Annotated in this window: 15 protein-coding genes and 4 pseudogenes; 13 read left to right on the top strand and 6 right to left on the bottom strand. The window is 70.9% G+C overall.

Annotated features, from left to right (window positions below):
• Positions 1-5 precede the first annotated feature (5 nt).
• The 5 genes and pseudogenes from AC38ZX_RS09650 (at position 6) to AC38ZX_RS09630 (ending at position 5,219) form a co-directional block, all read left to right on the top strand.
• Positions 6-1,885 (top strand): annotated as a pseudogene (locus AC38ZX_RS09650) (alkyl/aryl-sulfatase).
• Between the two features lie 33 nt (positions 1,886-1,918).
• A pseudogene (locus AC38ZX_RS09645) lies at positions 1,919-2,941 on the top strand (SulP family inorganic anion transporter); the annotation flags it as partial.
• A 307-nt stretch (positions 2,942-3,248) separates the two neighbouring features.
• Positions 3,249-3,611: a sodium-independent anion transporter gene (locus AC38ZX_RS09640; RefSeq protein ID WP_491297352.1), complete on the top strand. Its 363-nt coding sequence runs from the start codon at positions 3,249-3,251 to the stop codon at positions 3,609-3,611.
• An 84-nt stretch (positions 3,612-3,695) separates the two neighbouring features.
• Complete coding sequence (locus AC38ZX_RS09635; RefSeq protein WP_491297111.1) at positions 3,696-4,292, top strand: GAP family protein; 597 nt, start codon at positions 3,696-3,698, stop codon at positions 4,290-4,292.
• Between the two features lie 99 nt (positions 4,293-4,391).
• A complete protein-coding gene (locus AC38ZX_RS09630) occupies positions 4,392-5,219 on the top strand; it encodes a PhzF family phenazine biosynthesis protein (RefSeq protein ID WP_491297110.1) in 828 nt (275 codons plus the stop codon).
• Here AC38ZX_RS09630 and AC38ZX_RS09625 read toward each other — a convergent pair.
• The 3 genes from AC38ZX_RS09625 to AC38ZX_RS09615 form a co-directional block, all read right to left on the bottom strand.
• Entirely contained in the window at positions 5,194-5,745 is a 552-nt protein-coding gene (locus AC38ZX_RS09625) for a ZIP family metal transporter (protein ID WP_491297109.1), read from the bottom strand. The genes AC38ZX_RS09630 and AC38ZX_RS09625 overlap by 26 nt on opposite strands.
• 518 nt (positions 5,746-6,263) lie before the next feature.
• Positions 6,264-7,604: a DUF7402 domain-containing protein gene (locus AC38ZX_RS09620; protein ID WP_491297108.1), complete on the bottom strand. Its 1,341-nt coding sequence runs from the start codon at positions 7,602-7,604 to the stop codon at positions 6,264-6,266.
• Between the two features lie 86 nt (positions 7,605-7,690).
• Entirely contained in the window at positions 7,691-8,002 is a 312-nt protein-coding gene (locus AC38ZX_RS09615) for a hypothetical protein (protein ID WP_426595596.1), read from the bottom strand.
• A 644-nt stretch (positions 8,003-8,646) separates the two neighbouring features.
• Between AC38ZX_RS09615 and AC38ZX_RS09610 the strand changes: the two genes are divergently transcribed.
• From AC38ZX_RS09610 to AC38ZX_RS09590, 5 genes are all read left to right on the top strand, one after another.
• Positions 8,647-8,835 (top strand): hypothetical protein, encoded by a 189-nt coding sequence (locus tag AC38ZX_RS09610; protein ID WP_426595595.1) that lies wholly within the window; start codon positions 8,647-8,649, stop codon positions 8,833-8,835.
• A 649-nt stretch (positions 8,836-9,484) separates the two neighbouring features.
• Positions 9,485-10,672, top strand: a complete 1,188-nt coding sequence (locus AC38ZX_RS09605; protein WP_491297107.1) for a glycosyltransferase family 4 protein — start codon at positions 9,485-9,487, stop codon at positions 10,670-10,672.
• On the top strand, positions 10,665-11,528 hold the full coding sequence (locus tag AC38ZX_RS09600) for a PIG-L family deacetylase (RefSeq protein ID WP_491297106.1): 864 nt from the start codon (positions 10,665-10,667) through the stop codon (positions 11,526-11,528). The genes AC38ZX_RS09605 and AC38ZX_RS09600 overlap by 8 nt, the downstream gene beginning before the upstream one ends.
• Positions 11,525-12,628 (top strand): lysylphosphatidylglycerol synthase domain-containing protein, encoded by a 1,104-nt coding sequence (locus tag AC38ZX_RS09595; protein WP_491297105.1) that lies wholly within the window; start codon positions 11,525-11,527, stop codon positions 12,626-12,628. Before AC38ZX_RS09600 ends, AC38ZX_RS09595 begins: the two co-directional genes overlap by 4 nt.
• A 91-nt stretch (positions 12,629-12,719) precedes the next feature.
• The gene (locus AC38ZX_RS09590) at positions 12,720-13,616 is read left to right on the top strand and encodes a phenylalanine 4-monooxygenase (protein ID WP_491297104.1); all 897 of its coding nucleotides are present in this window, start codon (positions 12,720-12,722) and stop codon (positions 13,614-13,616) included.
• A gap of 7 nt (positions 13,617-13,623) precedes the next feature.
• On the opposite strand, the pseudogene AC38ZX_RS09585 reads toward AC38ZX_RS09590, so the two are convergent.
• A pseudogene (locus AC38ZX_RS09585) lies at positions 13,624-15,532 on the bottom strand (FAD-binding monooxygenase).
• 107 nt (positions 15,533-15,639) lie between these two features.
• Here AC38ZX_RS09585 and AC38ZX_RS09580 point away from each other — a divergent pair.
• The 3 genes and pseudogenes from AC38ZX_RS09580 (at position 15,640) to hpaD (ending at position 20,052) form a co-directional block, all read left to right on the top strand.
• Positions 15,640-17,286, top strand: a complete 1,647-nt coding sequence (locus AC38ZX_RS09580; RefSeq protein ID WP_491297103.1) for a thiamine pyrophosphate-binding protein — start codon at positions 15,640-15,642, stop codon at positions 17,284-17,286.
• A 198-nt stretch (positions 17,287-17,484) separates the two neighbouring features.
• Positions 17,485-18,887: pseudogene (locus tag AC38ZX_RS09575) on the top strand (aldehyde dehydrogenase).
• Position 18,888: 1 nt separating this feature from the next.
• Entirely contained in the window at positions 18,889-20,052 is a 1,164-nt protein-coding gene (gene hpaD, locus AC38ZX_RS09570; protein WP_491297101.1) for a 3,4-dihydroxyphenylacetate 2,3-dioxygenase, read from the top strand.
• 42 nt (positions 20,053-20,094) lie between these two features.
• Here hpaD and AC38ZX_RS09565 read toward each other — a convergent pair whose 3' ends face one another.
• Complete coding sequence (locus tag AC38ZX_RS09565; RefSeq protein WP_491297098.1) at positions 20,095-20,895, bottom strand: HpcH/HpaI aldolase family protein; 801 nt, start codon at positions 20,893-20,895, stop codon at positions 20,095-20,097.
• Positions 20,880-21,665: a 2-oxo-hept-4-ene-1,7-dioate hydratase gene (gene hpaH / locus AC38ZX_RS09560; RefSeq protein ID WP_426595583.1), complete on the bottom strand. Its 786-nt coding sequence runs from the start codon at positions 21,663-21,665 to the stop codon at positions 20,880-20,882. The genes AC38ZX_RS09565 and hpaH overlap by 16 nt, the downstream gene beginning before the upstream one ends.
• Position 21,666: the final 1 nt, after the last annotated feature.

Below are 21,666 nucleotides of genomic sequence, written 5' to 3'. Positions count from 1 at the left end.
AGTTCATGTCCACCCCGAAGCCAGCAACGCACGCCATTGTTCAGCAGCAGGCGGGCCTGCTCGCCAGCCTGCCGTTCTCGGACACGCGCGACTTCGACGACGTGAGCCGCGGCCTGGTCGCGACGATCGACGAGCCTGTCCTCGCCGCCGACGGGACCGTCGTGTGGGACAACTCGACGTACGCGTTCGTCGAGGGCGACGCCCCGGACACGGTGAACCCGAGCCTGTGGAGGCAGTCGCAGCTGGTCGCCACGGGCGGGCTGTTCGAGGTGGTCCCCGGCATCTACCAGGTGCGCGGCATGGACCTGTCGAACACGACGCTCGTCGAGGGCGACGAGGGGATCATCGTCATCGACACGCTGCTCTCCCAGGAGACCGGTGCCGCCGCGCTGGCGCTCTACCGCAAGCACCGCGGCGACCGTCCCGTGAAGGCTGTCGTCTACACGCACTCACACGTCGACCACTTCGGCGGCGTCAAGGGCTTCGTGTCGCAGGAGGACGTGGACTCGGGTGCCGTCAAGGTCTTCGCGCCCGAGGGGTTCACCGAGCACGCGATCTCGGAGAACGTCTATGCCGGCACCGCGATGGGCCGTCGCGCCGGGTACATGTACGGCGCGGCCCTGTCCCGTGGCCCCGAGGGCGGGGTCGGCGCGGGTCTCGGCCAGACGACGTCGACAGGCACCGTGACGCTGATCGAGCCGACAGACATCATCACCACGACCGGGCACGAAGTCGTGGTCGACGGGGTCCGCCTGATGTTCCAGATGGCCCCCGATACGGAGGCGCCCGCGGAGCTGCTCGTCTACCTTCCGGACTTCAAGGCGCTGTGCACGGCGGAGGACGCGACGCATACGTTCCACAACCTGCTGACCTTGCGCGGTGCGGTGGTGCGCGACCCGCACGGCTGGTCGCGGTACCTCACGGAGTCGATCGACCTGTTCGGCGACGAGGTCGAGGTCGTCTTCGCCTCGCACCACTGGCCGACCTGGGGCAACGCACGCGTCGTCGAGTTCCTGCAGACCCAGCGCGACCTGTATGGGTACGTGCACGACCAGACGCTCCGCCTGATCAACAAGGGGCTCACCGGTCCGGAGATCGCCGAGGAACTCGCCCTGCCGCCCGCGCTCGTGAACGCCTGGTCGGCGCACGGGTACTACGGGTCGCTCAGCCACAACATCAAGGCGATCTACCAGCGCTACCTCGGCTGGTTCGACGGCAACCCGGCGCACCTCTGGGAGCACGTCCCGGTCGAGAAGGCGAAGCGGTACGTGGAGTTCATGGGCGGCGCCGACGCGGTCGTGAGCAAAGCCCAGGCGTCGTTCGACGCGGGCGACTTCCGTTGGGTCGCCGAGGTGGTCAATCACGTCGTCTTCGCCGAGCCCGACCACCAGGGCGGTCGCACCCTGCTCGCCGACACGTACGAGCAGCTCGGCTACGGCGCGGAGAACGGGACCTGGCGCGACTTCTTCCTCTCGGGCGCCATGGAGCTGCGCGACGGGCAGTTCGGGACGCCGACGGTGACCAACGCCCCGGACGTGTTCGCTGCCCTGACGCCGGAGATGCTGTTCGACGCGATCGCCATCCAGATCAATGGCCCGAAGGCGTGGGACGAAAGCTCTCGCTGGACGTCGTGCTGACCGACATCGACACCCGCTACCGCCTCACGCTGGCCAACGGCGTCCTCACCTACAGCGCGGCGGCGCCCCAGCGGGGTGACGCCGACGTGACGCTGACGACGACCAGACGCCAGCTCCCCGCGCTGGCCGCGGGAGGGCTCGGCGGTGGTGCCGCCGGCATCCAGGTCGACGGCGATGCCTCCGTCCTGTCGCGCCTCGCTGGCCTGCTCGACCCGGGCGACGACGACTTCGCAATCGTCACCCCGTGACGTTCACCGGTCCGCGCCGGAGGAGTTGACCCGATGACCACCGAACCGGCAGCTGCAAAGAAGCCAGGCTTCGGGCGCCCGACACCCCAGGACGTCTCGTCGGGGTTCGTGACCGGGCTCTTCTCCATCCCGGAGGGCATGGCGTACGCAAGCATCGGCGGCTTCGCGGCGCCGCTGGGTCTGTGGTCGGGTGTGGTGCCGACGATCGTCGGGTCGGTCTTCGCACGCACGGTCCTCATGGTGACGACGCTGACGAGCGCGATCGCGTTGTCGTCGCAGAGCGTCCTGGCGGCTGCCGGGCTGGACCCCGGTGACCTCGGCGCCCTGGCGACGCTGACCGTCCTGGTCGGCGTCGTGATGCTCGTGATGGGGCTGCTGAAGCTCGGCTCGGTGATGTCGTTCGTCTCGACCGCCGTGATGACGGGTTTCACCACGGGCATCGCGCTGCAGATCATCGCGGGGGTGCTCAAGGACGCGACGGGCTACGTCCCGACGCCGCACAACACGCTCGCAAAGGTGTGGGACGCGTTCGTGCACGTCGGCGACTGGGACGGCGCCACGGTCCTGGTCGCACTCGCGACGGTCGGGGTGTGGGCGGCCTTCAAGGCGGTCAAGCGGCTCGAGTCGTATGCCACCCTCATCGCGCTGCTCGTCGTGACCGTGGTCTGCGTGATCGTGCGACCCGACGTCGAGCTCGTCGAGGACATCGCCGCGATCCCCCGCTCGCTACCGCCGTTCTCGCTCCCGGACCTCGCCGCACTCCCGGCCCTGGCGGCGGGGGCGATCGCGATCGCGCTCGTCGGGCTCGCACAGGCCGCCGGCATCGGCGCCGCGGTCGCCAACCCCGACGGCAGCCGCCCGGACGCCTCGAAGGACTTCACCGCGCAGGGCCTGGCGAACATCGCCGGCGGCTTCTTCTCCGCCCTGCCGACCGGCGGCTCGCTGTCCCGCACGGGCGTCGGCACGAGCGCCGGCGCCAAGACCCGCTGGTCGGGGATCTTCGCGGGGATCTGGCTCGCCGTCCTGGTGCTGGCCGTCGGTCCCGTGGCAGGGCAGATCCCGATGGCCGTCATCGGCGGGCTGCTGCTGGTCATCGGCGGCGAGCTGATCGTCGGGCGCTTCGGCGACATCATGCTCGTCCTGCGCACGTCATGGCTGTCCGCCGCCGCCATGATCATCACGTTCCTCGCGACGACCCAGCTTGCCGCTCCAGGACGCGATCTTCATCGGCGCCGGACTGTCGATCCTGCTGTACGCCTTCGCGGAGTCCAAGCGCGGACGGATCATCGAGCTCACGCCCGACGACACCGGCAGCTGGACGATCGGCGACCCGCCGGCGTCGGTCCCGAGCGGGCGGACCACGGTGCTGCACTACGTCGGCGGCGGGTTCTTCGCCGAGGTCAACCGGCTCGAGGACGAGTGGCCGGACCCGCGCGGCGCGCACGACGCGGCCGTGGTCCTCTCTCTGCGCGGGTCGGCCGGCATCCCGTCGGCGACGTTCCTGCGCGCATTCGAGCGGGCCTCGCGCAGGCTCGGGGAGAACGGGGTCCGCCTGTTCCTCTGCGGCGTCTCCCCCGAGCTGCGCGAACGCCTCGCACGGTCCGGCACGCTCGAGGTCCTCGGCGAGGAGTCGGTCGTCGCCACGACACCCGTGCTTCTGGAGTCGCTCAATACCGCCTACGCCGCTGCAGAACGGTGGCGAACGACGAACCACACCGAGAAGTAGCTCATGGGTCCCGCAATCGGCGAGTCGCTGCCCGTCGCCGTCGGCGTCATGATCAGCCCGCTGCCCATCGTCGCGGTGGTCCTGATGCTCAGCAGCGCCAAGGCGAAGGTGAACGCGTTCTCGTTCCTCATCGCCTGGTTCGTTGCCGTCGCCGGGGTCGCCGGCGTCATCGCGCTTCTGGCGGGCACCGATGACGCGAGCGACCTCGCTGGGCCGGCCGCGTGGACCGGGTGGCTGAAGATCGTCCTTGGTTTGCTCTTGGTGTGGCTTGCCATCAAGGACTGGCGGGGGCGACCGCGCGCCGGGGTGGAGGCTCCGACGCCGAAGTGGATGCAGGCTATCGACACGTTCACACCGGTCAAGGCCGCCGGACTTGCCGTCCTGCTGGGGGCCGTCAACCCGAAGAATCTCCTGCTAGTGGTCTCCGGTGGCGCGACGATCGCCGCCGCTGCACCCGACGACACCACGGCCCAGATCGGCGCCGCAATCGTCTTCGGCCTGGTCGCGTGCATAGGCGTCGCCGCGCCCATCGTCATCTACCTGTCGATGGGGTCCCGCGCGGCAGGCATCCTCGACGAGCTGAAGGGATGGCTCATCCAACACAACACAATCGTCATGGCCGTGCTGCTCCTCATCATCGGCGCCAAGCTCGTCGGCGCCGGCATCACCGTCCTTTCCTGAGCCGTGCCTCGGTCGTGAGAGCGCATGCCGGGGCCGGCGGAGCCAGCGCCGACCGATTGGACCTCGCGACTCGCGGTCAGGTGCGTGGACGATGGACGCATGGAGATCCTCAGGTACCGGGCGTTCACCACCGTCGAGCCGAACGAGCAGTCGGGGAATCCGGCTGGGGTCGTGCTGGACGCGGACGAGCTCGGCGACGGGGACATGCTGCGGATCGCGGCGGAGCTCGGATTCAGCGAGACCGCGTTCCTGTCCGCGATCGAACGGGACGCGGCGCGCGTGCGGTACTTCACCCCGCGCGCGGAGATCGCGTTCTGCGGGCATGCGACGGTCGCGTCGGGGGTGGCACTGGCGGCGCACCGGGACGCACCGGCCGTGGTGCGGCTGACGACGAACGCCGGGCTCGTCCCTGTGGAGGTGACCGCGGACCGCGCGACCCTGGTGGCCGTCGACACCGAGGTCGAGGCGCTCGACGATGAACTCGTCGACCAGGTGCTCGGCACTCTGCGGCTCGAGCGGGCTGATCTCGACCCTGCGATGCCGCCGGCGCTGGTGCACGGCGGCAACCTGCATCCCCTCGTCCCGGTGCGCGCCGGCGTCCTGGAGCGGCTCGACCACGACGGCGAGGCGGTCCTGACGCTGCAGGACGCGCACGGGTGGGACGGCACCGTGCCGGTCGTCCATCGGCTGTCGGCGACCCGGTTCGTGTCGCGGAACCCGTTCCCGCGGGGCGGGATCCGGGAGGATCCGGCGACGGGGTCCGCGGCGGCCGGGCTCGGCGCGTATCTGCGTGCCGGCGGGCACCTCGACGTACCTGCGACCTTCACCGTCGACCAAGGAGCGGAGATCGGGCGGCCCTCCCTCATCGTCGTGGACGTGCCGCGCGAGGGCCGCGTACGCGTCACAGGGACCGCGGAGCAGATCTGACGAAGGCCCGGACCTCCGGGTCCGGGCCTTCGGTGTGGCAGACGAGAGTCGCGGGGCTCAGACACCCGCCGCGGTGATGATGGCGTCGGTGGCGAACCCCGCAACCAGACCGATGAGCAGCCCGTACGCCAGGAGGTCCGGGCGCTTGGCCTTGGCCGCGACCGCCAGGAGCTTGCGTGACCACGTAGATGATCGAGCCGGCAGCAAGAGTCAGGAACACCACGCTGACGGCGTCGCTGGTGAAGCTGTGGCCGATGGCCGCGCCGAGGAAGGTCGGGCCTCCACCGATCGCGCCCAGCACGGCAAGAAAGCCCCACGACGGGCGAACCGCGACGCCCTCGCTGTTCGGCTCGCCGGTGAGCGGCGCGACGATCCCGAATCCCTCGGTCGCATTGTGCAGCGCGAACCCGATCACGAGCAGCAGCGCGAGGCTGATGTCGCCGGCGGCGGACGCCTGCCCGATGGCCAGGCCCTCTGCGAAGTTGTGGAGGCCGATGCCGACCGCGATGAGCATTGCGCTCGGCACCCGCCGAGCGGTGCCGACCGGTGGCTCCCTCCAGCTCGCGGATGGACATCGCCCCGGGCCCGAGACTCCCGCCCCCGAGCTCGGCACGTGCTCGTGCGCGCCCGCGCATCCAGATCTCGTACCAGGCGAGGCCGACGAGCCCGACCGCCAGGCCGCCGACGAACAGCAGACCGTACCCGAACGCCGGCGCCAGCCCGCCGTCGCCGGTGTGATAGTCGACCAGGGCTGCGTCGATGGGCTCCCACGCCGCCGAGAAGACGTCCCACACCAGGAAGAGCAGGACGCCGATCGCCGCCGCATTGAGCAGCGCCCGCAGCCTGGGGGTCGGGTTGCGGATCCGCCCGACCGGCAGACCCAGGAAGATCGTGCCGCCTGCGATGAGGCCGAGCACCAGCGTCTGGCCGAGATTCATGACACTCCCACAGCGGAACGGACCAAGTTAGGGAAGGCTAACCATCTTACGGTCCGGGGGCAAAATCCGTACGAGATCGGCCGCCTGCGCGATCACACCGAGTCGGTCAGGACGTTGGGATGGGCATGTTGGAGTAGGTCTCCAGTTCGGCAAGGCCGACGTTCCTGGTGGATGGGCTGACGGAGGTCACGGTGAACCGCACGGTCCTCGTCCGGCGTGGCGCAAAACTGAGGCTGGCCGCCGACCCGTCGTTGGCGAGCGCGCCAACGGCGACCGTGCTGCCGTCGTCGAACGTCAGCAGCCCTCCGGTGACCTGGTCAGCGAGATTTGGCCGATCCGAGATCACGACGCCGTCGACCATCTTTCTCGACGCCAGATCCAGCTGGATCCAGCTACCGGCCGCGCCTCCTCGGGTCGCCCATTCGTGAGTTCGGCCTTCCGGATAGCCGAGGGCAAGCCCGTCGATCGCTTTCTTCGCGCCCTGATCGGTGAGCGTGCTCTGTGATGAGGCCGTCACCTTGACGCCACGGCCCCGCGCCGAGTCTCCGGTCGCCTGGCTGGCGGCGATGTACTGACGCGCCAGGCGCATCGAAGACACGAGCGAGTCGGCGCACAAGCGGGCCATGCAGAGGCTCGGGTCACTGGTCGCGTAGAGCCGGAACGCCGCCCGCTTGGTCGCGAGGTCGACGCCCGCGACGTTGGGAGCGCGGACCCAGCTCGGGTAACCCGCGTAGGCCGACAGGGTGTGCGCGGCCGCGTAGCCCAAATCGGCGCGGCGAACGTACAACCCGATCGCGACGTGGTCGGCGTTCTCACCATCCCCGAACGCGGCGGTCCAGTCCTGGGTGCGCACAGTCGTCGGCCGAAATCCCACCATCAGCGCGGTCAGTGTGTCGCGCAGGGAGGCGTCCGTGTAGGTTCCCGAGCCGTCGATCGCGCTGATCGTGGAGATCGCACCCTGCCACAGCCGCATGAGGCTCTCGTGGTGATGGCGGGCATTTCCCGTCCCGCGCCGGTTCCCGTCAGGCAACCGCATGAAGATCACCGACACGTTGGGCGCACCGACCAGAGTCTCCAGCCGTATCGACCTTCCCGGCACCCCCGCGTCGGAAACAGTCCAGTCATCGGGGACGCCAGCCATACCCGCATAGGCCGCCAGGCTCCCGCGCTCGCGACCGGCCCAGTAGGCGTGGCCCTTCGCCGCGTCCCCCGCGGTGGCAAAGACCGTGCGGACGCAACGTCGGGCTTGGATGTCGTGAAGGACATCCGGACTCAGAAAGAGCAGGTCGTCGTCCTCGTGCGCCACGATCTGCATCGCACCGCCGAAGCACGAGTCCGCGAACGCGGGCGCCTGCGCGCTCGCCCACGCCAGCGGCTGGCCGGTCCCGCTCGACCCCCACGCCAGTGCGGTGAGCACAACGGCCGTGGCGACCAAGGTCCCGACCACGCGAACGGCCAAGGAATGCCCTCGCGGGCTCAGCCTGCTCGGCGACAGCCGTGTGAGCGCCATACGGAGGGGCGCGATCGATGCGGTCATCGCAGAAGGAGCACGATGGCGAGCCCGGAGACAGCCAACGGCACGCCCCACGCCCAGGCGACGATCCATCTGACCCGAACGCGTTCGGTCCGGCCGTCCGCCAGACGTTGGATCGCAGCCACGCACCCAGCGATGAGCGACGACGCCACTCCCACATCGACGGCGATGCCACTGAGGCCGGGATCGACGCCGACCGCCTGCATCCCCTGGACGGCGACCCAGAGAAAGACGACCAATTGCAGCGACAGCAGCGCGTAGATGAACGCTCGGGTGCCAGATCGACGCATGACCGGGGCCGGGTCAGCCATGTCTTCACGGTCGTTCATCGACGATCCAATCGCAGCGCGGGTCGATTGTCGCGGGTCTACCCGTCACGTTGCTCCCGCGGGTAACGCCTGTTGCTCGACCGACTACATTCTTGCCGCCTCAGCGCTGCAGGGCGACGGTCGCCGGTTTCGGTGGCGCGAGTCCGACGGTCGGGGCGAACGAGATCAGCCTTACAGCGTGAAGGGCAGGTGTGTGACCCCGCTGGCTGTCGAGACCGCCTCGATGCCGTCGTGTGCCTCAAGTGACCAGCACGGGGACGTGATGCAGCCGATGCGAGAGCCTCGGCCCGTGTCGGATGGCGGGAGAGCCGTCAACAACGTCCACGCTCACCGAAGGCCAACAGTCATCGTCATCCTCGTGGTGGCGTGGCCGAGGGATCATCTGGACCGCCATCCGCATTGGCTCTGGCTGACGGGGTCTCTTCCCGCCGCGAGAGGGACGCGGGACGATGGGCCGATGCGAGAGGTGTACGTGCATACCGCAGCGGTTGAAATCATGGACGGCGACGACAGTTCGCTAGGAGCTTGCCGTCACTCTCGCTCTCTGCGGCAGTTGGGATCACGAACCGCCCTGCCCGCTCGCCCCACACCACACGGCCACAAAGAGAGAGGGCGGCGAGGTGCGCATGCGGGTCCTCTTCGCGACCGAGCCGGGCGACGAGGACGAGGTCCGCCAGCGCATCGAGACGGCTCTGTCCGCCCAGAGGCTCGAGGCGCCTGACGGCCACATGGTGTCGTGGAAGGTCCACGCGACAGGGCGGGGCACGGTCGCTCCGGGCGAGGCGGACCATGGCCGGCGACTCGCGCTGAGCTGATCGCTGGCCTCGCCCATTCACGCCGGTAGCGTGCCGGGGACGTGAAACGTGCTCGGGCCGAGGAGAACTAGATGTGATGTCTAGGCACGTTGGTCGAGATTGTGTGACGCCGCGATCTGAGGCGTAGATGGGCGAAGACCTCCCGTAGTGGAGTGGAGCTGTCGAGGAACCGCTCCAGCCACAGGAGGTCTTCATGTCTCACGCTAGCCACGCCAACGCGGCGTTGACCCCTCGAGCCCGACTCCGGCTTGCGCGGCTGGTCGATCGGGCAGGTGAGAGGTTCGCTCGACGAGAAGCCCGTCTTGCGGGCGCGATTCTACGTTCGACCTGTGGCCAGAGCGATCCACAGCTTCGGGCGCAGCCTGACGTCGTACAGCTCGAGCGTCGGCGTGCGCGACACCCGCGAATAGGGCAGGGCCGTCCGTGCCACGGCTCCGCGCCCGGGCCTACGGGCCTTGAGTCCTGTCCACGCCCCGCGCCCGCGCCGAAGTCGCACGCGGGTCCGGGTGTCGTCAGGTGATCGGGCCCCGGCAACCGTCGTGAATCCTGGCGCCGGTCGGTGGGAGCGACATTGTTTCAGCCTTCTCTCAGCCTTGGTGGGCGAGGCTCTCCCCGGTTCTTGTGCATCGGCACCATGGGAAGGTCGTTCATGCGGGTCGTCCACGTCACGGACTTCTACCTGCCCCGTACGGGCGGTATCGAGCGCCAGGTGGCGGGCACTGCTGCCCGGCAGGCCGCGGCCGGGCACAGCGTGACCGTCCTGACCACCACCAGGGCGGGCGACGAGCGGTCCGTGGATGACAGCGGCGCTGTCGCGATCCGCCGGGCGCGGCCCGACCGAATCGGCCGCCCTGATCCTGAGGTGGTCCGGTCCGCGCTGCTCGACGCCGACGTCGTCCAGATCCACCTCGGCGGTGTGAGCCCCCTGGGCTGGAGCGTGCTCCGATCCCGGGGTGCCGCTGGTCTGCCGACGGTCGTGACGGTGCACTCGCTGCTCGACGGGCTCGGCGGCGTCTACCGTCCGTTGGCCGCACTCGGCGGATGGCGGCACCTGCCCATCGTGTGGTGCGGGGTCGGCGGCACGGTCGGGCGCCAGCTCCGCAGCCTGCTCGGTGCGGCGGCGGCCGTACAGGTCCTGCCCAACGCGGTGGACGGCGCGACGTGGATCGCGCCCCCCGGTCCTGGCGTCCTCGCTCCCGCCGAGCTGCTCGTCGTCTCGGCATTGCGTCACACCCGCCGCAAGCGGGTCGAAGCCTTGCCGGGCGTGCTGGCTCGGGCTCAGCGGCTCCTCACGGCCGGCGCGGCGGGGAGCGGTGTGGCGGCGCCTCGGCTTCGTGCGGTCATCGCCGGGGAGGGGCATCGGACGCCGGCCCTGCACGCCGGGCTGCGTCGCGCTGGTATCGACGACTGGGTCAGCACCCCGGGGGTCCTTGACACCGTCGCGCTCGGCAAGCTGTACCACGGCGCGCACGTCTACCTGGCGCCCACCGTCCTGGAGTCGTTCGGCCTCGCTGCGCTGGAAGCTCGCGCGGCCGGCCTCCCGGTGATCGCGCACAGCCGCAGCGGCAGTGCCGAGGTCCTCGAACACGATCGTGAAGGCCTGCTCGTCGACTCCGACGAGGCGATGGCGGGGGCCCTGGCGCACTTGGCTCTGGACCCGGTCCGGCGACTCGCGATCGCGGAGCACAACCGCACGACCCCGATCCGCTACGACTGGCCCAGCCATCTGGCGCTGACCGAGCACGCGTGGTCCGTCGCCGCCGACCTGTGCGCCGGGCGCACCGGCGGGACCCCGGGAGACGACCTCACGACCGTGAGGGCGGCCGCTCGTGGTTGAGTCATCGAGCCGCACGGTCGTCTCGTTCCACGCCCACCCCGACGACGAATCGTTGCTCATGGCGGGCACGCTCGCCGCTCTCGCAGCTGCCGGCCACCGGGTCCTGCTCGTGACCGCGACCGCCGGCGAGCACGGCCTGGCAGATCCGGCGTACGGGTCGGGCGTGGAGCTGGCCGGGCACCGGACCGCCGAGCTGGGCGACGCCGCGGCCGCCCTCGGCTGTACCCACTCGGAGGTTCTGGGGTGGGCCGACTCAGGGATGGACGGCGACGCCTCCGGCGAGCGGGGCTTCGCCCGTGCAGACGTCGAGGGGGCTGCCGCTCGGCTCGCGACTCTCCTACGCGCGGAGCACGCGGACGTGCTGACGATCTACGACCCGGCGGGCGGCTACGGTCACCCAGACCACCTGCAGGTGCACCGCGTAGGCGTGCGCGCCGCCGAGCTGGCCGGGACGCCGCTGGTGCTCGAGGCGACGATCGACCGGCGGGTGCTGCTCGCCGCGACCGCCTGGATTCCCCGCCTGCCGGGCGGCGCCCGGCGCGCGTCATTGGCTCGCGCCTTCGCCGACCCCGCACGGCTCACCCACCGGTTGGACGTCCGCGCCCATGCCGGCGCGAAGCGGGCGGCGATGGCGGCGCACCGCAGCCAGCTCCGCCCGGGGCGTCGCACGCTCCGGCTCCTCCTTCTCCTACCGCGCCCGCTGTTCCGCGTAGCGCTCGGACGTGAGTGGATCGTCGTCCGAACCGGCGGCGACGCTGCGGTGCTCTCGGATGTCCTGGCCGCCATTCCGGCAAAGGTGCTGTCACCGGCCGCACCGACCGGACCTCGCGGACCAGATAGCGGAGTGCTCCGGTGAGCGCGCCCGTCGAAGCCGTGGAGCCCGACGGCTCGGCTTCCATTCTCTCGGCGTGGAAAGGGCGGTCCGGCAGCCTGGCCGTCGCCGCGGTCGGCATCGCGGTCCTCGTCGCTCTTCTCCTCACTCTCCCCCGGCTCGACGGCACCACCTGGGCCGCGGTCGCACGCTTGATCGGCTCCGTGTCGCTCCCGCAGAACCTCGCACTGGCGGGACTGTGGTCGCTCGGCCTGATCGCCCACACGTGGGTCCAGCTCGCGGCACTGCCCGGACTGCGCCGTCGCGATGCCCTCACCCTGAACCTCGGCGGCAGCGCGGTGGCCGGAGCCCTGCCCGCCGGCGGCCCGCTGAGCCTGGCTGTGAACTGGTCGATGCTGCGCTCGTGGGGGTTCACGACGTCCCAGTTCTCGTCGTACACCATGGTCACGACAGTGGTCACGACGGCCGCCAGGCTCAGCGTCCCGTTGGTCGCGGCGTTCGCCCTGCTCGGCGGCCCGCATCTGCCGGCGAAGGTCGCAGAGGCCTCACGTCTCGCTGCCGTCGGCATCCTCGTGATGATCGCGCTGGTCGCCCTCGCCTTGCTTCCGGCTGTCCGGCGGCGGCTGTTGAGGATCAGCCGTCCGGCACGCGTGGCCGCACTCCTCACACGCGCGGGCACGGTGGCGGCGGACGCCCTCGCAACATCGGGTGCTGCGTTGCGTACCCGCCGTCGGGACCTGCTCCTAGGGGCGGCGGCGCAGACAGTCGTCCAGTACCTGCTCCTGCTCGGCTGCCTCGCAGTGATGCACGCAGGCGTGGGCCCACGTGCCGCGCTGATCGCGTTCGGCCTGGGTCGGCTCCTCTCTCTTGCCCCGATCACACCCGGTGGGCTCGGAGTGACCGAAGCTCTCGTCGGGGCTCTCCTGGTCGCCTTCGGGGCGCCCCCGTCGGCCGCCGTGGGCGCCGTCCTGCTCCACAGCCTCTACGTCGTGGTGCTGGAGATCCCCGTGGGTGCCGGAGCGCTCGCGTTGTGGCGGACGCAGGTACGCCGCGCACGGACCGTTCCCGGACCCCCGGGTGACCGATCACCCGACGGCGGGTGCGAACGTCCCAGCGGCGGCTGACGCGGCTCTGGCCTTCCCTGTGGCGACACCGTCATCGCACGAGTGCACCTCGGGGATGCATCGAACGGGCTTGTGGCGTACAACGGGTTTCATGTTCGAAGAGGGACAGCTCTACGCCCCCGTCACCGCGGACGAGGACGGCAGGGCCACGGTGCACCTCGCCGACGACCATCCCGGTGCGAAGGACCAGGACTACCGCCGTCGTCGCAACGAGATCGCGGGTCCGGCACTGGCGTGGCAGCCCGGGGACGCGGTGCCGCGCGTGGAGTACACGGACTCCGAGAACGAGATCTGGCGGACCGTGTGCCGCGAGCTCACCCCCAAGCACGAGCGGCTCGCGACCCGCGGCTACCTGGAAGGCAAGGCGGCCCTGGACCTGCCCTCCGACCACGTGCCGCAGCTCGACGAGGTCAGCGCCCGCCTCGGTCCTCTCAGCGGCTTCCGACTCCACCCGGCCGCCGGGCTCGTGCCTCTCGACGTCTTCTACGGGTCGCTCGCGGACGGGATCTTCCATTCCACGCAGTACCTGCGTCATCCGTCGCAACCGCTGTACACGCCGGAGCCGGACATCCTCCACGAGGTCGTGGGGCACTGCAATCTGCTGGCCAACCCGGCGATCGCGGACGTCAAGCGCCGCGCCGGTGAGGCCGCGCGACGGTGCGAGACGCCCGAGGGCCTGCAGTACGTGGCCGACGTCTTCTGGTTCACCATCGAGTTCGGGCTGATGTACGAGGCCGGCGAGTTCCGCGCGTACGGCGCCGGACTGCTCTCGTCCTACGGCGAGATCGAGGAGTTCCGCGGAGCCGACGTCCGCCCCGTCGACTTCCACGCGATGGCCACGCTGGAGTACGACATCTCTCACTACCAGCCGATCCTGTTCGCCTGCGACGGCATGGGCGAGCTCACCGACCGGGTGGGCGGGTTCTTCGCCGAGTTCGACGACGAGACACCCGCCCGGCTCGCCCGCGACGCCACCGTGGCCCCCTGACCGGACATCACCCGACCGGCTGGCGGTCCTGCACGAGCAGGTGCTGCCGGAAGAACGCCGCGAGCTCGGCCGTGGCGTCGAGCGGCAGGACCGCCGCGACGTACTGGTCGGGCCGGACGACGACGACGCACCCGGCGCGGTCCACGCCACGCAGCTCGAAGATGTCGTCGTCCGGGTGCGTGGCGAAGACGTTCTCGTGGTCGATGAGCCGGAACGGTCCGGTGCGGGGCCGGAAGAGCTCTGGCACGGCCGAGACGTCGACGTCCACGTGCCGCTGCTGGTACACGACCAACACGTCGAGGACGGCGTCGAGGTCGTCCCCGGGACGCGAGTGAGCGAGCACCGGGGAGTCGGGTGAGCTCGACATCCACTCGGCCCACGCCGTCAACGCGGAGGCCTGCCCTGCCGCGGCACCGTCCGCGAACGCGTACACGCGCCAGCGGCCGTCGGCGCGGTGCTGGTGCCCGAGGTGCAGGGGGTTCGCGTCGGCGACCCGGACGACACGGGCGGACTTGAACCGCTTCCCGACCGGGAACCCCGCCGCGAGCGCCTGGTGCGTGGGCTCGGCGACGAGCATCGACGGCGGGTACTGCGTCATGAACCCGAACAGGAACTCGGTCGTCTGCACGTAGAAGTCCGCGAAGCTCGGCCTGGTCGGCGAACTCCTCGGGCTTCTTCGCCATGAGCGTGGACCACTGCCGGTCGAAGTCGATGAGGTTCTGGGCGATGACCTGGCGCTCGGCGGAGTAGGTGGCCAGCAGGCTCTGCGGGCTGCGCCCCGACAGGACGTAGCCGAGCTTCCACCCGAGGTTGAACCCGTCCTGCATCGACACGTTCATGCCCTGACCGGCCTTCGCGCTGTGCGTGTGGCAGGCGTCGCCCTCGATGAACACGCGTGGGTCGCGCGTGCCGAGCTCCTCGAGCGGGACGTCGTCGAAACGGTCGGTGACCCGGTGCCCGACCTCGTAGACGCTGTGCCAGGCCACGTCCACCACGTCGAGGGTGTACGGGCGCAGGATCGCTTGGGCGTGGCCGATGATCTGCTCGACGGTCGTGCTGCGCAGGGCACCCGTGTTCTCCGGCCGGACCTCACCCAGGTCGACGTACATGCGGAACAGCTGGCCGCCCTCCCGCGGGATGAGCAGGATGCTGCCACCGGACCCGGACTGGATCGCGCACTTGCGGCGGATGTCCGGGAAGTCGGTCACGGCGAGGACGTCCATGACCCCCCACGCATGGGCCGCGCTGCCACCCCTCGACGTGCAGCCGATGGATCGCCGGACGCCGCTGTGCGCACCGTCGGCGCCGACGACGTACTTCGCTCGGACGAGCCTCTCCTGACCGGTGCACTCACCGGACGTCCGCACGAGGTGGACGGTCACGGGGTGCTCGCCGTCGGCGGCGATCTCGAGGTCGCGGAACTCGTAGCCGTAGTCGGGCGTCATCCGCGTCGGGGCGTTCGCCATGAACTCGGCGAAGTAGTCGAGGACCCGGGCCTGGTTGACGTACAGGTGCGGGAACTCGCTGATCCCCGAGGGGTCGTCGGGCGTCCGCTCCCCGCGCACGATGCGCGTGCCGTCGGCCGGGTCCGGGTGCCAGAAGCAGACCTCGGCGACGTGGTACGACTCCTCGGCGATCCGCCACGCGAAGCCGAAGGCCTGGAAGGTCTCGACGCTGCGGGGCTGGATGCCGTCCGCCTGGCCGATCGTCAGACGCCCCGCGCGCCGGTCGATGATCCGCGTGGTGACCTGCGGGAACTGCGAGAGCTGCGCGGCGGTGATCATCCCGGCCGGTCCCGTGCCGACCACGAGGACGTCGACCTCGTCGGGGAGCTCGTCGGGCCGGTCGAGGCCTGCGCCCGCCGCGGGCTGGACCCGCGGGTCGCCCGAGACGTAGCCGTGATCGTGGAACTGCATGGGTCCGACTCCCCTGACGCCGCTGTCGAGGTTGACGGATCATATATTATCGCTACCTAGCCGCAACGACGCCGCTGCGGTCGACCCGGTCCGGGAGGCCCTGCTCCATGCCGACGGTTTCCGCGCACGTCGCGGTCACGCTCGCCGCGCACGTCGACCACGTCTTCGGCGTCATGGGCAACGGCAACGCGTACTTCCTCGACGCCCTGGCGTGCCAGACCGACGCACGCTTCGTCCCGGTGCGGCACGAGTCGGGGGCGGTCGTCGCGGCCGACGCCTTCCACCGGTCCTCCGGCAGGCTCGCCGCGGCGACGACGACCTACGGGGCCGGGTTCACCAACACCCTCACCGCCCTCGCCGAAGCCGTGCAGGCGCACGTGCCGCTCGTCCTGGTCGTCGGCGACGAGCCGACGTCGGGACCGCGACCCTGGGACGTCGACCAGATCGCGATGGCCTCGGCCGTCGGCGCCCGCACGTACACGGTGGGCCGCACGGATGCCGCCGCCACGACCGTCATCGCGGTCGAGCACGCGCTGACCTACCGGGTGCCCACGGTGCTCGCGATCCCCTACGACGTCGCCACGCTCGACACGGGCCCGGTGCCGGAGACGCCGATCCCGCGCCTCCCCTCGCCGCTCCTCGTGCGCGGGCCGTTCGCGGACGGCGTCGTGCGCGAGATCGCGACAGCCCTCGCCGCGGCACACCGGCCGCTGCTGCTGGCTGGGCGCGGCGCCTGGGCCGCCGGCGCCGGCGACGCTCTCGGCGCCATCGCCGACGCAACCGGTGCGCTGACGACGACCACGGCGCTCGGGCGTGGGGTCTTCCCCCGGGGCGAGTTCGACCTCGGCGTGGCCGGGGGGTTCGGGGCCGAGGTGGCGATGGCGCTCGTCCGTGAGGCCGACGTCGCTGTCGTCGTGGGCGCCTCCCTCAACCAGTTCACCATGCGGTTCGGCGACCTCTTCGCCCCCGGGTGCCACGTGTTCCAGGTCGACGTCGCACCCTCGGCGACCCACCCGCACGTCGGCGGGTACGTGCGCGGGGACGCCGCGGTCGTCGCCCGGGCGATCCTCGACGGGCTTGCAGGCGCGACGCCCAGCGGGTGGCGCGAGTCGGTCGACCTCACGTCCGCGTTATGGCACGAGCGGGGCGACGGGACCGCCCCGGACGGGCGGCTCGACCCCCGTTCCGCGGCGGCACGGCTCGCCGAGCTGCTTCCCGAGGACCGGGTCGTCGTCTCGGACGGCGGGCACTTCCTCGGCTGGTCGAACATGTACTGGCCGGTGACCGCACCCGACCGGATGGTGATGGTCGGCACCGCGTTCCAGGCGATCGGGCTCGGGTTCCCGAGCATGGTCGGGGCGGCGCTCGCCCGGCCCGACGCCACGGTGGTGCTGACGACCGGTGACGGTGGCGGGCTCATGGCCCTCTCCGACCTCGAGTCGGCGGTGCGGGTGGCGGCCGGCCGCGGGATCGCGGTCGTGTGGAACGACGGGACGTACGGCGCGGAGATGCACCTCTACGGAGACAAGGGTCTGGCCCAGGAGCCCATGCTGATCCCGGACGTCGACTTCGCCGGTGTGGCCACCGCGCTCGGGGCCCGGGGTGTCGTCGTCCGGTCCGTAGAGGACCTCGAGGCGCTGACGACGTGGCGCGCCCGACCCGTCGCCGAACGCCCGTTCCTGCTCCTCGACCTGCGGATCTCCGGCACGGTGGTCGCGCCCTTCTGGCAGGAGATCGCACGGGCCAGCGGCTGACGCTCGCGGCCTGGAACACCCGACGAGGCGCCGGTCGATGCCGGCAGCCGACCGCACCCTGAGAGGAGACCCATGGCCACCACCAGCACCGACCGGGCGACCGCGACCGACCGCCACCTGCCCGCCGACCTCCCCGAGCGCCTCCGGCACTACGTCGGCGGCGAGCACGTCGACTCCGCGGACGGCGCGACGTTCGAGGTGCTCGACCCGGCCTCGAACACGACGTACCTGCACGCCGCGGCCGGGAAGAAGGCGGACGTCGACCGGGCCGTCGCGGCGGCACGGCACGCGTTCGACGAGGGGCCGTGGCCCCGGATGCTGCCACGCGAGCGCTCGCGTGTCCTGCACCGCGTCGCCGACATCGTCGAGTCGCGCGACGCCCGGCTCGCGGAAGCTCGAGCTTCGACTCCGGGCTGCCGATCACCCAGGCGCTCGGCCAGGCCCGACGCGCCGCGGAGAACTTCCGGTTCTTCGCCGACCTCGTCGTCGCCCAGACCGACGATGCCTTCAAGGTGCCGGGACGGCAGATCAACTACGTCAACCGCAAGCCGATCGGCGTCGCGGGGCTCATCACACCGTGGAACACGCCGTTCATGCTCGAGTCGTGGAAGCTCGGACCCGCGCTCGCGACGGGCAACACGGTCGTCCTCAAGCCGGCGGAGTTCACGCCGCTGTCGGCGTCCCTGTGGTCCGGGATCTTCGAGGACGCCGGCCTGCCCACGGGCGTCTTCAACCTCGTGCACGGGTTCGGCGAGGACGCGGGTGACGCGCTCGTCAAGCATCCGGGCGTCCCGCTGATCTCCTTCACGGGCGAGAGCCGGACCGGACAGCTGATCTTCGCGAACGCGGCGCCCCACCTGAAGGGCCTCTCGATGGAGCTCGGCGGGAAGTCCCCCGCCGTGGTCTTCGCCGACGCCGACCTCGAGGCGGCGATCGACGCGACGATCTTCGGCGTGTTCTCGCTCAACGGCGAGCGCTGCACCGCGGGCAGCCGGATCCTCGTCCAGCGCGAGATCTACGACGAGTTCGTGGAGCGCTACGCCGCCCAGGCGCGACTCGTCGTCGTCGGCCCCCCGCACGAGGCGCGGACCGAGGTGGGCACGCTCGTGCACCCGGAGCACTACGACAAGGTCATGGGCTACATCGAGATCGGCCGGACCGAGGGTCGCCTCGTCGCGGGTGGCGGGCGGCCGGACGGCTTTCCGACCGGTAACTACGTGGCGCCCACCGTCTTCGTCGACGTCCCGGCCGGGGCCCGGATCTTCCAGGAGGAGATCTTCGGCCCGGTGGTCGCCATCACGCCGTTCGACACGGAGGAGGAGGCGCTCGCGCTCGCCAACGGCGTGAAGTACGGGCTCGCTGCCTACGTCTGGACGAACGACCTGCGCCGGGCGCACACCTTCGCCCAGGCGGTCGATTCGGGCATGGTCTGGCTCAACAGCAACAACGTCCGTGACCTCCGGACGCCGTTCGGCGGCGTCAAGGCGTCGGGCCTCGGCCACGAGGGCGGGTACCGCTCGATCGACTTCTACACGCACCAGCAGGCGGTGCACGTGACGCTCGGCGAGGCGCACAACCCGACATTCGGGAAAGGACGCTGACGTGGCCACGACTCCCCTCGCCCCCGACGGGCCCGAGCCCGTCGTGACCGCGGAGGACCCCATCCGGGCCGACGAGCCCATCCCGACCCCGTCGTCGTCGCCGCCCGACATCCTGCGCGCCGCGTCCATGGAGCTCGTCGTCACCGACCTCGCGGCGTCGCGTCACTTCTACGTCGACGTCCTCGGCCTCGTCGTCACGGAGGAGGACGAGGGATGCGTGTACCTGCGCAGCTTCGAGGAGTTCATCCACCACAACCTGGTCCTGCGCACAGGTCCGGTGGCGGCCGTCGCCGCGCTCTCCTACCGGGTCCGTTCCCCCGAGGACCTCGACAAGGCGGTCGCGTTCTACGGCGAGCTCGGGTGCCGGGTCGAGCGGCGGGCGGACGGCTTCGCGAAGGGTGTCGGGGACTCCGTACGGGTCGAGGACCCTCTCGGGTTCCCGTACGAGTTCTTCCACGACGTGCAGCACGTCGAGCGGCTCGCGTGGCGGTACGACCTGCACCTGCCGGGCACGCTGGTGCGCCTCGACCACTTCAACCAGGTCACCCCCGACGTGCCGCGGGCCGTGCGGTACATGGAGGACCTCGGGTTCCGCGTGACCGAGGACATCCAGGACGACGCCGGCACCACCTACGCCGCGTGGATGCGTCGCAAGCCCACCGTCCACGACGCCGCGATGACGGGGGGCAACGGCCCGCGCCTGCACCACGTCGCCTTCGCCACCCACGAGAAGCACAACGTCCTGGCGATCTGCGACAGGCTCGGCGCGCTGCGGCTGTCGGACCGCATCGAGCGCGGCCCCGGTCGCCACGGCGTGTCCAACGCGTTCTACCTGTACCTGCGCGACCCCGACGGGCACCGCATCGAGATCTACACGCAGGACTACTACACCGGCGACCCCGACAACCCGGTCGTCACCTGGGACGTCCACGACAACCAGCGTCGCGACTGGTGGGGCAACCCGGTCGTCCCCTCCTGGTACACGGAGGCGTCCCTGGTCCTCGACCTCGACGGCGTCCCGCAGCCCGTCGTCGCGCGCACCGACACCAGCGAGATGGAGGTCACCATCGGCGCCGACGGGTTCTCCTACACCCGCAAGGGGGACGCACCCGAGGAGCTGCCCAGCTGGAAGCAGGGCGAGTACAAGCTCGGGCACCAGCTCTGACCGCAGCCCAGGCCCCGCGGGCAGGGGTCTCGTCCGGACAGGTCAGGAGCCGGCGCGCTCGGGGTCGATGACACCCAGGAACCGCCCGGCGAGCGCGTCGGAGCCGCGGGCCAGCAGGGTGACGTCGGCGCCGACCAGCACGAAGGACGCGCCCGCGGCCAGGTAGGCGTCCGCGACGGCAGGGTCGAACGCGTTGACCCCCACAGGTGTTCCGGCGGCCCGCACGCTCGCGATGGCTCGAAATGCGGCGGCCGTGACGTCCGGGTGGGTCTGCTGGCCGAGGAGACCCATCGACGCAGCCAGGTCCGCCGGGCCCACGAAGACACCGTCGACGCCGTCGACGCCCGCGATCTGTGCCGCGGCGTCGACGCCCGCGGCTGTCTCGACCTGCACGAAAAGTGAGACGTGCTCGGCGGCGTCCCCCAGATAGCCGTCGATGCGGTTCCAGCGCCCCGAACGCGCGAGCGCAGAGCCGACACCTCGCCGCCCGCGCGGCGGATAGCGCACGGCCTCGACCGCGGCGCGCGCCTCGTCGGCGGTCGAGACCATCGGCACCACCACGTTCTGTGCGCCCAGGTCCAGCACCTGCTTGATCACCACGGCGTCGTTGCTCGGCACCCGGACGACGGCAGTCACGGGATACCCGGTGACCGCCTGCAGCTGCGCGAGCACGGACTCGAGCCCGTTGGGAGAGTGCTCCATGTCGATCAGCAGCAAGTCGAGGCCGGCGTCCGCGCAGATCTCCGCGACGAGCGCGCTGCCGGAGCACACCCACATCCCGACCAGCGGCCGGTCGGACGCGGCCAGCGCGTCGCGGAACGTCGGGCTCAGAGGAAGCGGCATGAGATGGTTCCCATCGGTCCGTAGTCGCAGACGATGCTGTCGCCGCGCGACACCCACACGGGGCGGGTGAAGGAACCGGCGAGGATGATCTCGCCGGCCTCGAGGCGGGCGCCGTGCTGGTGGAGCTTCCTGGCGAGCCAGGCCACGCCGTTGGCCGGGTGGTTCAGCACCCCGGCCGCGACCCCCGTCTCCTCGATCGTCTCGTTGCGGTAGAGCAGCGCGCTGACCCAGCGTAGGTCGACCTGGTCGGGCGCCATCGGTCGGCCGCCCAGCACCATGCCGCCGTACGCGGCGTTGTCGGCGATCGTGTCGACGATGGTGCGGCCCTCGAGCTCGATGTGCGAGTTCAGGATCTCCAGGGCGGGCGTGACGTACTCGGTGGCACGCAGCACGTCGAACACCGTGCACCGCGGCCCTTCGAGCGGCTCCGCCAGGACGAACGCGAGCTCGACCTCGACCCGCACGTTGGAGAACGCGTCGAACGGGATCACCGAACCGTTCTCCCACACGGTGTCGTCGAACATCACGCCGTAGTCGGGTTCGGTGATGCCTGTCGCCGCCTGCATCGCACGTGACGTCAGGCCGATCTTGCGGCCCACCAGCTCCCGGCCCGCTGCCAGGTTCCTGTCGCGCCAGACGCCCTGGATGGCATAGGAGTCCTCGATGGTGGCGCTCGGGTGGCGGGCCGTGATGCGCGGCATCAGGCCGCGCGTGCGCTCGGCGTCGGCAAGCTGCTCGGCGATCTCGCTGATCGTCTCGGCGGGCAGCATC

The organism is Cellulomonas sp. McL0606, assembly GCF_058248365.1.
This window is presented reverse-complemented; position numbering and strand designations above follow the sequence as displayed.

Coding starts and splice junctions, on each gene's coding strand:
- AC38ZX_RS09635 (WP_491297111.1), top strand. CDS start 3,696: ATGCTCAGCAGCGCCAAGGCGAAGGTGAACGCGTTCTCGTTCCTCATC.
- AC38ZX_RS09630 (WP_491297110.1), top strand. CDS start 4,392: ATGGAGATCCTCAGGTACCGGGCGTTCACCACCGTCGAGCCGAACGAG.
- AC38ZX_RS09615 (WP_426595596.1), bottom strand. CDS start 8,002: ATGGCTGACCCGGCCCCGGTCATGCGTCGATCTGGCACCCGAGCGTTC.
- AC38ZX_RS09610 (WP_426595595.1), top strand. CDS start 8,647: ATGCGGGTCCTCTTCGCGACCGAGCCGGGCGACGAGGACGAGGTCCGC.
- AC38ZX_RS09605 (WP_491297107.1), top strand. CDS start 9,485: ATGCGGGTCGTCCACGTCACGGACTTCTACCTGCCCCGTACGGGCGGT.
- AC38ZX_RS09590 (WP_491297104.1), top strand. CDS start 12,720: ATGTTCGAAGAGGGACAGCTCTACGCCCCCGTCACCGCGGACGAGGAC.
- AC38ZX_RS09580 (WP_491297103.1), top strand. CDS start 15,640: ATGCCGACGGTTTCCGCGCACGTCGCGGTCACGCTCGCCGCGCACGTC.
- AC38ZX_RS09565 (WP_491297098.1), bottom strand. CDS start 20,895: ATGCCGCTTCCTCTGAGCCCGACGTTCCGCGACGCGCTGGCCGCGTCC.
- hpaH (WP_426595583.1), bottom strand. CDS start 21,665: ATGCTGCCCGCCGAGACGATCAGCGAGATCGCCGAGCAGCTTGCCGAC.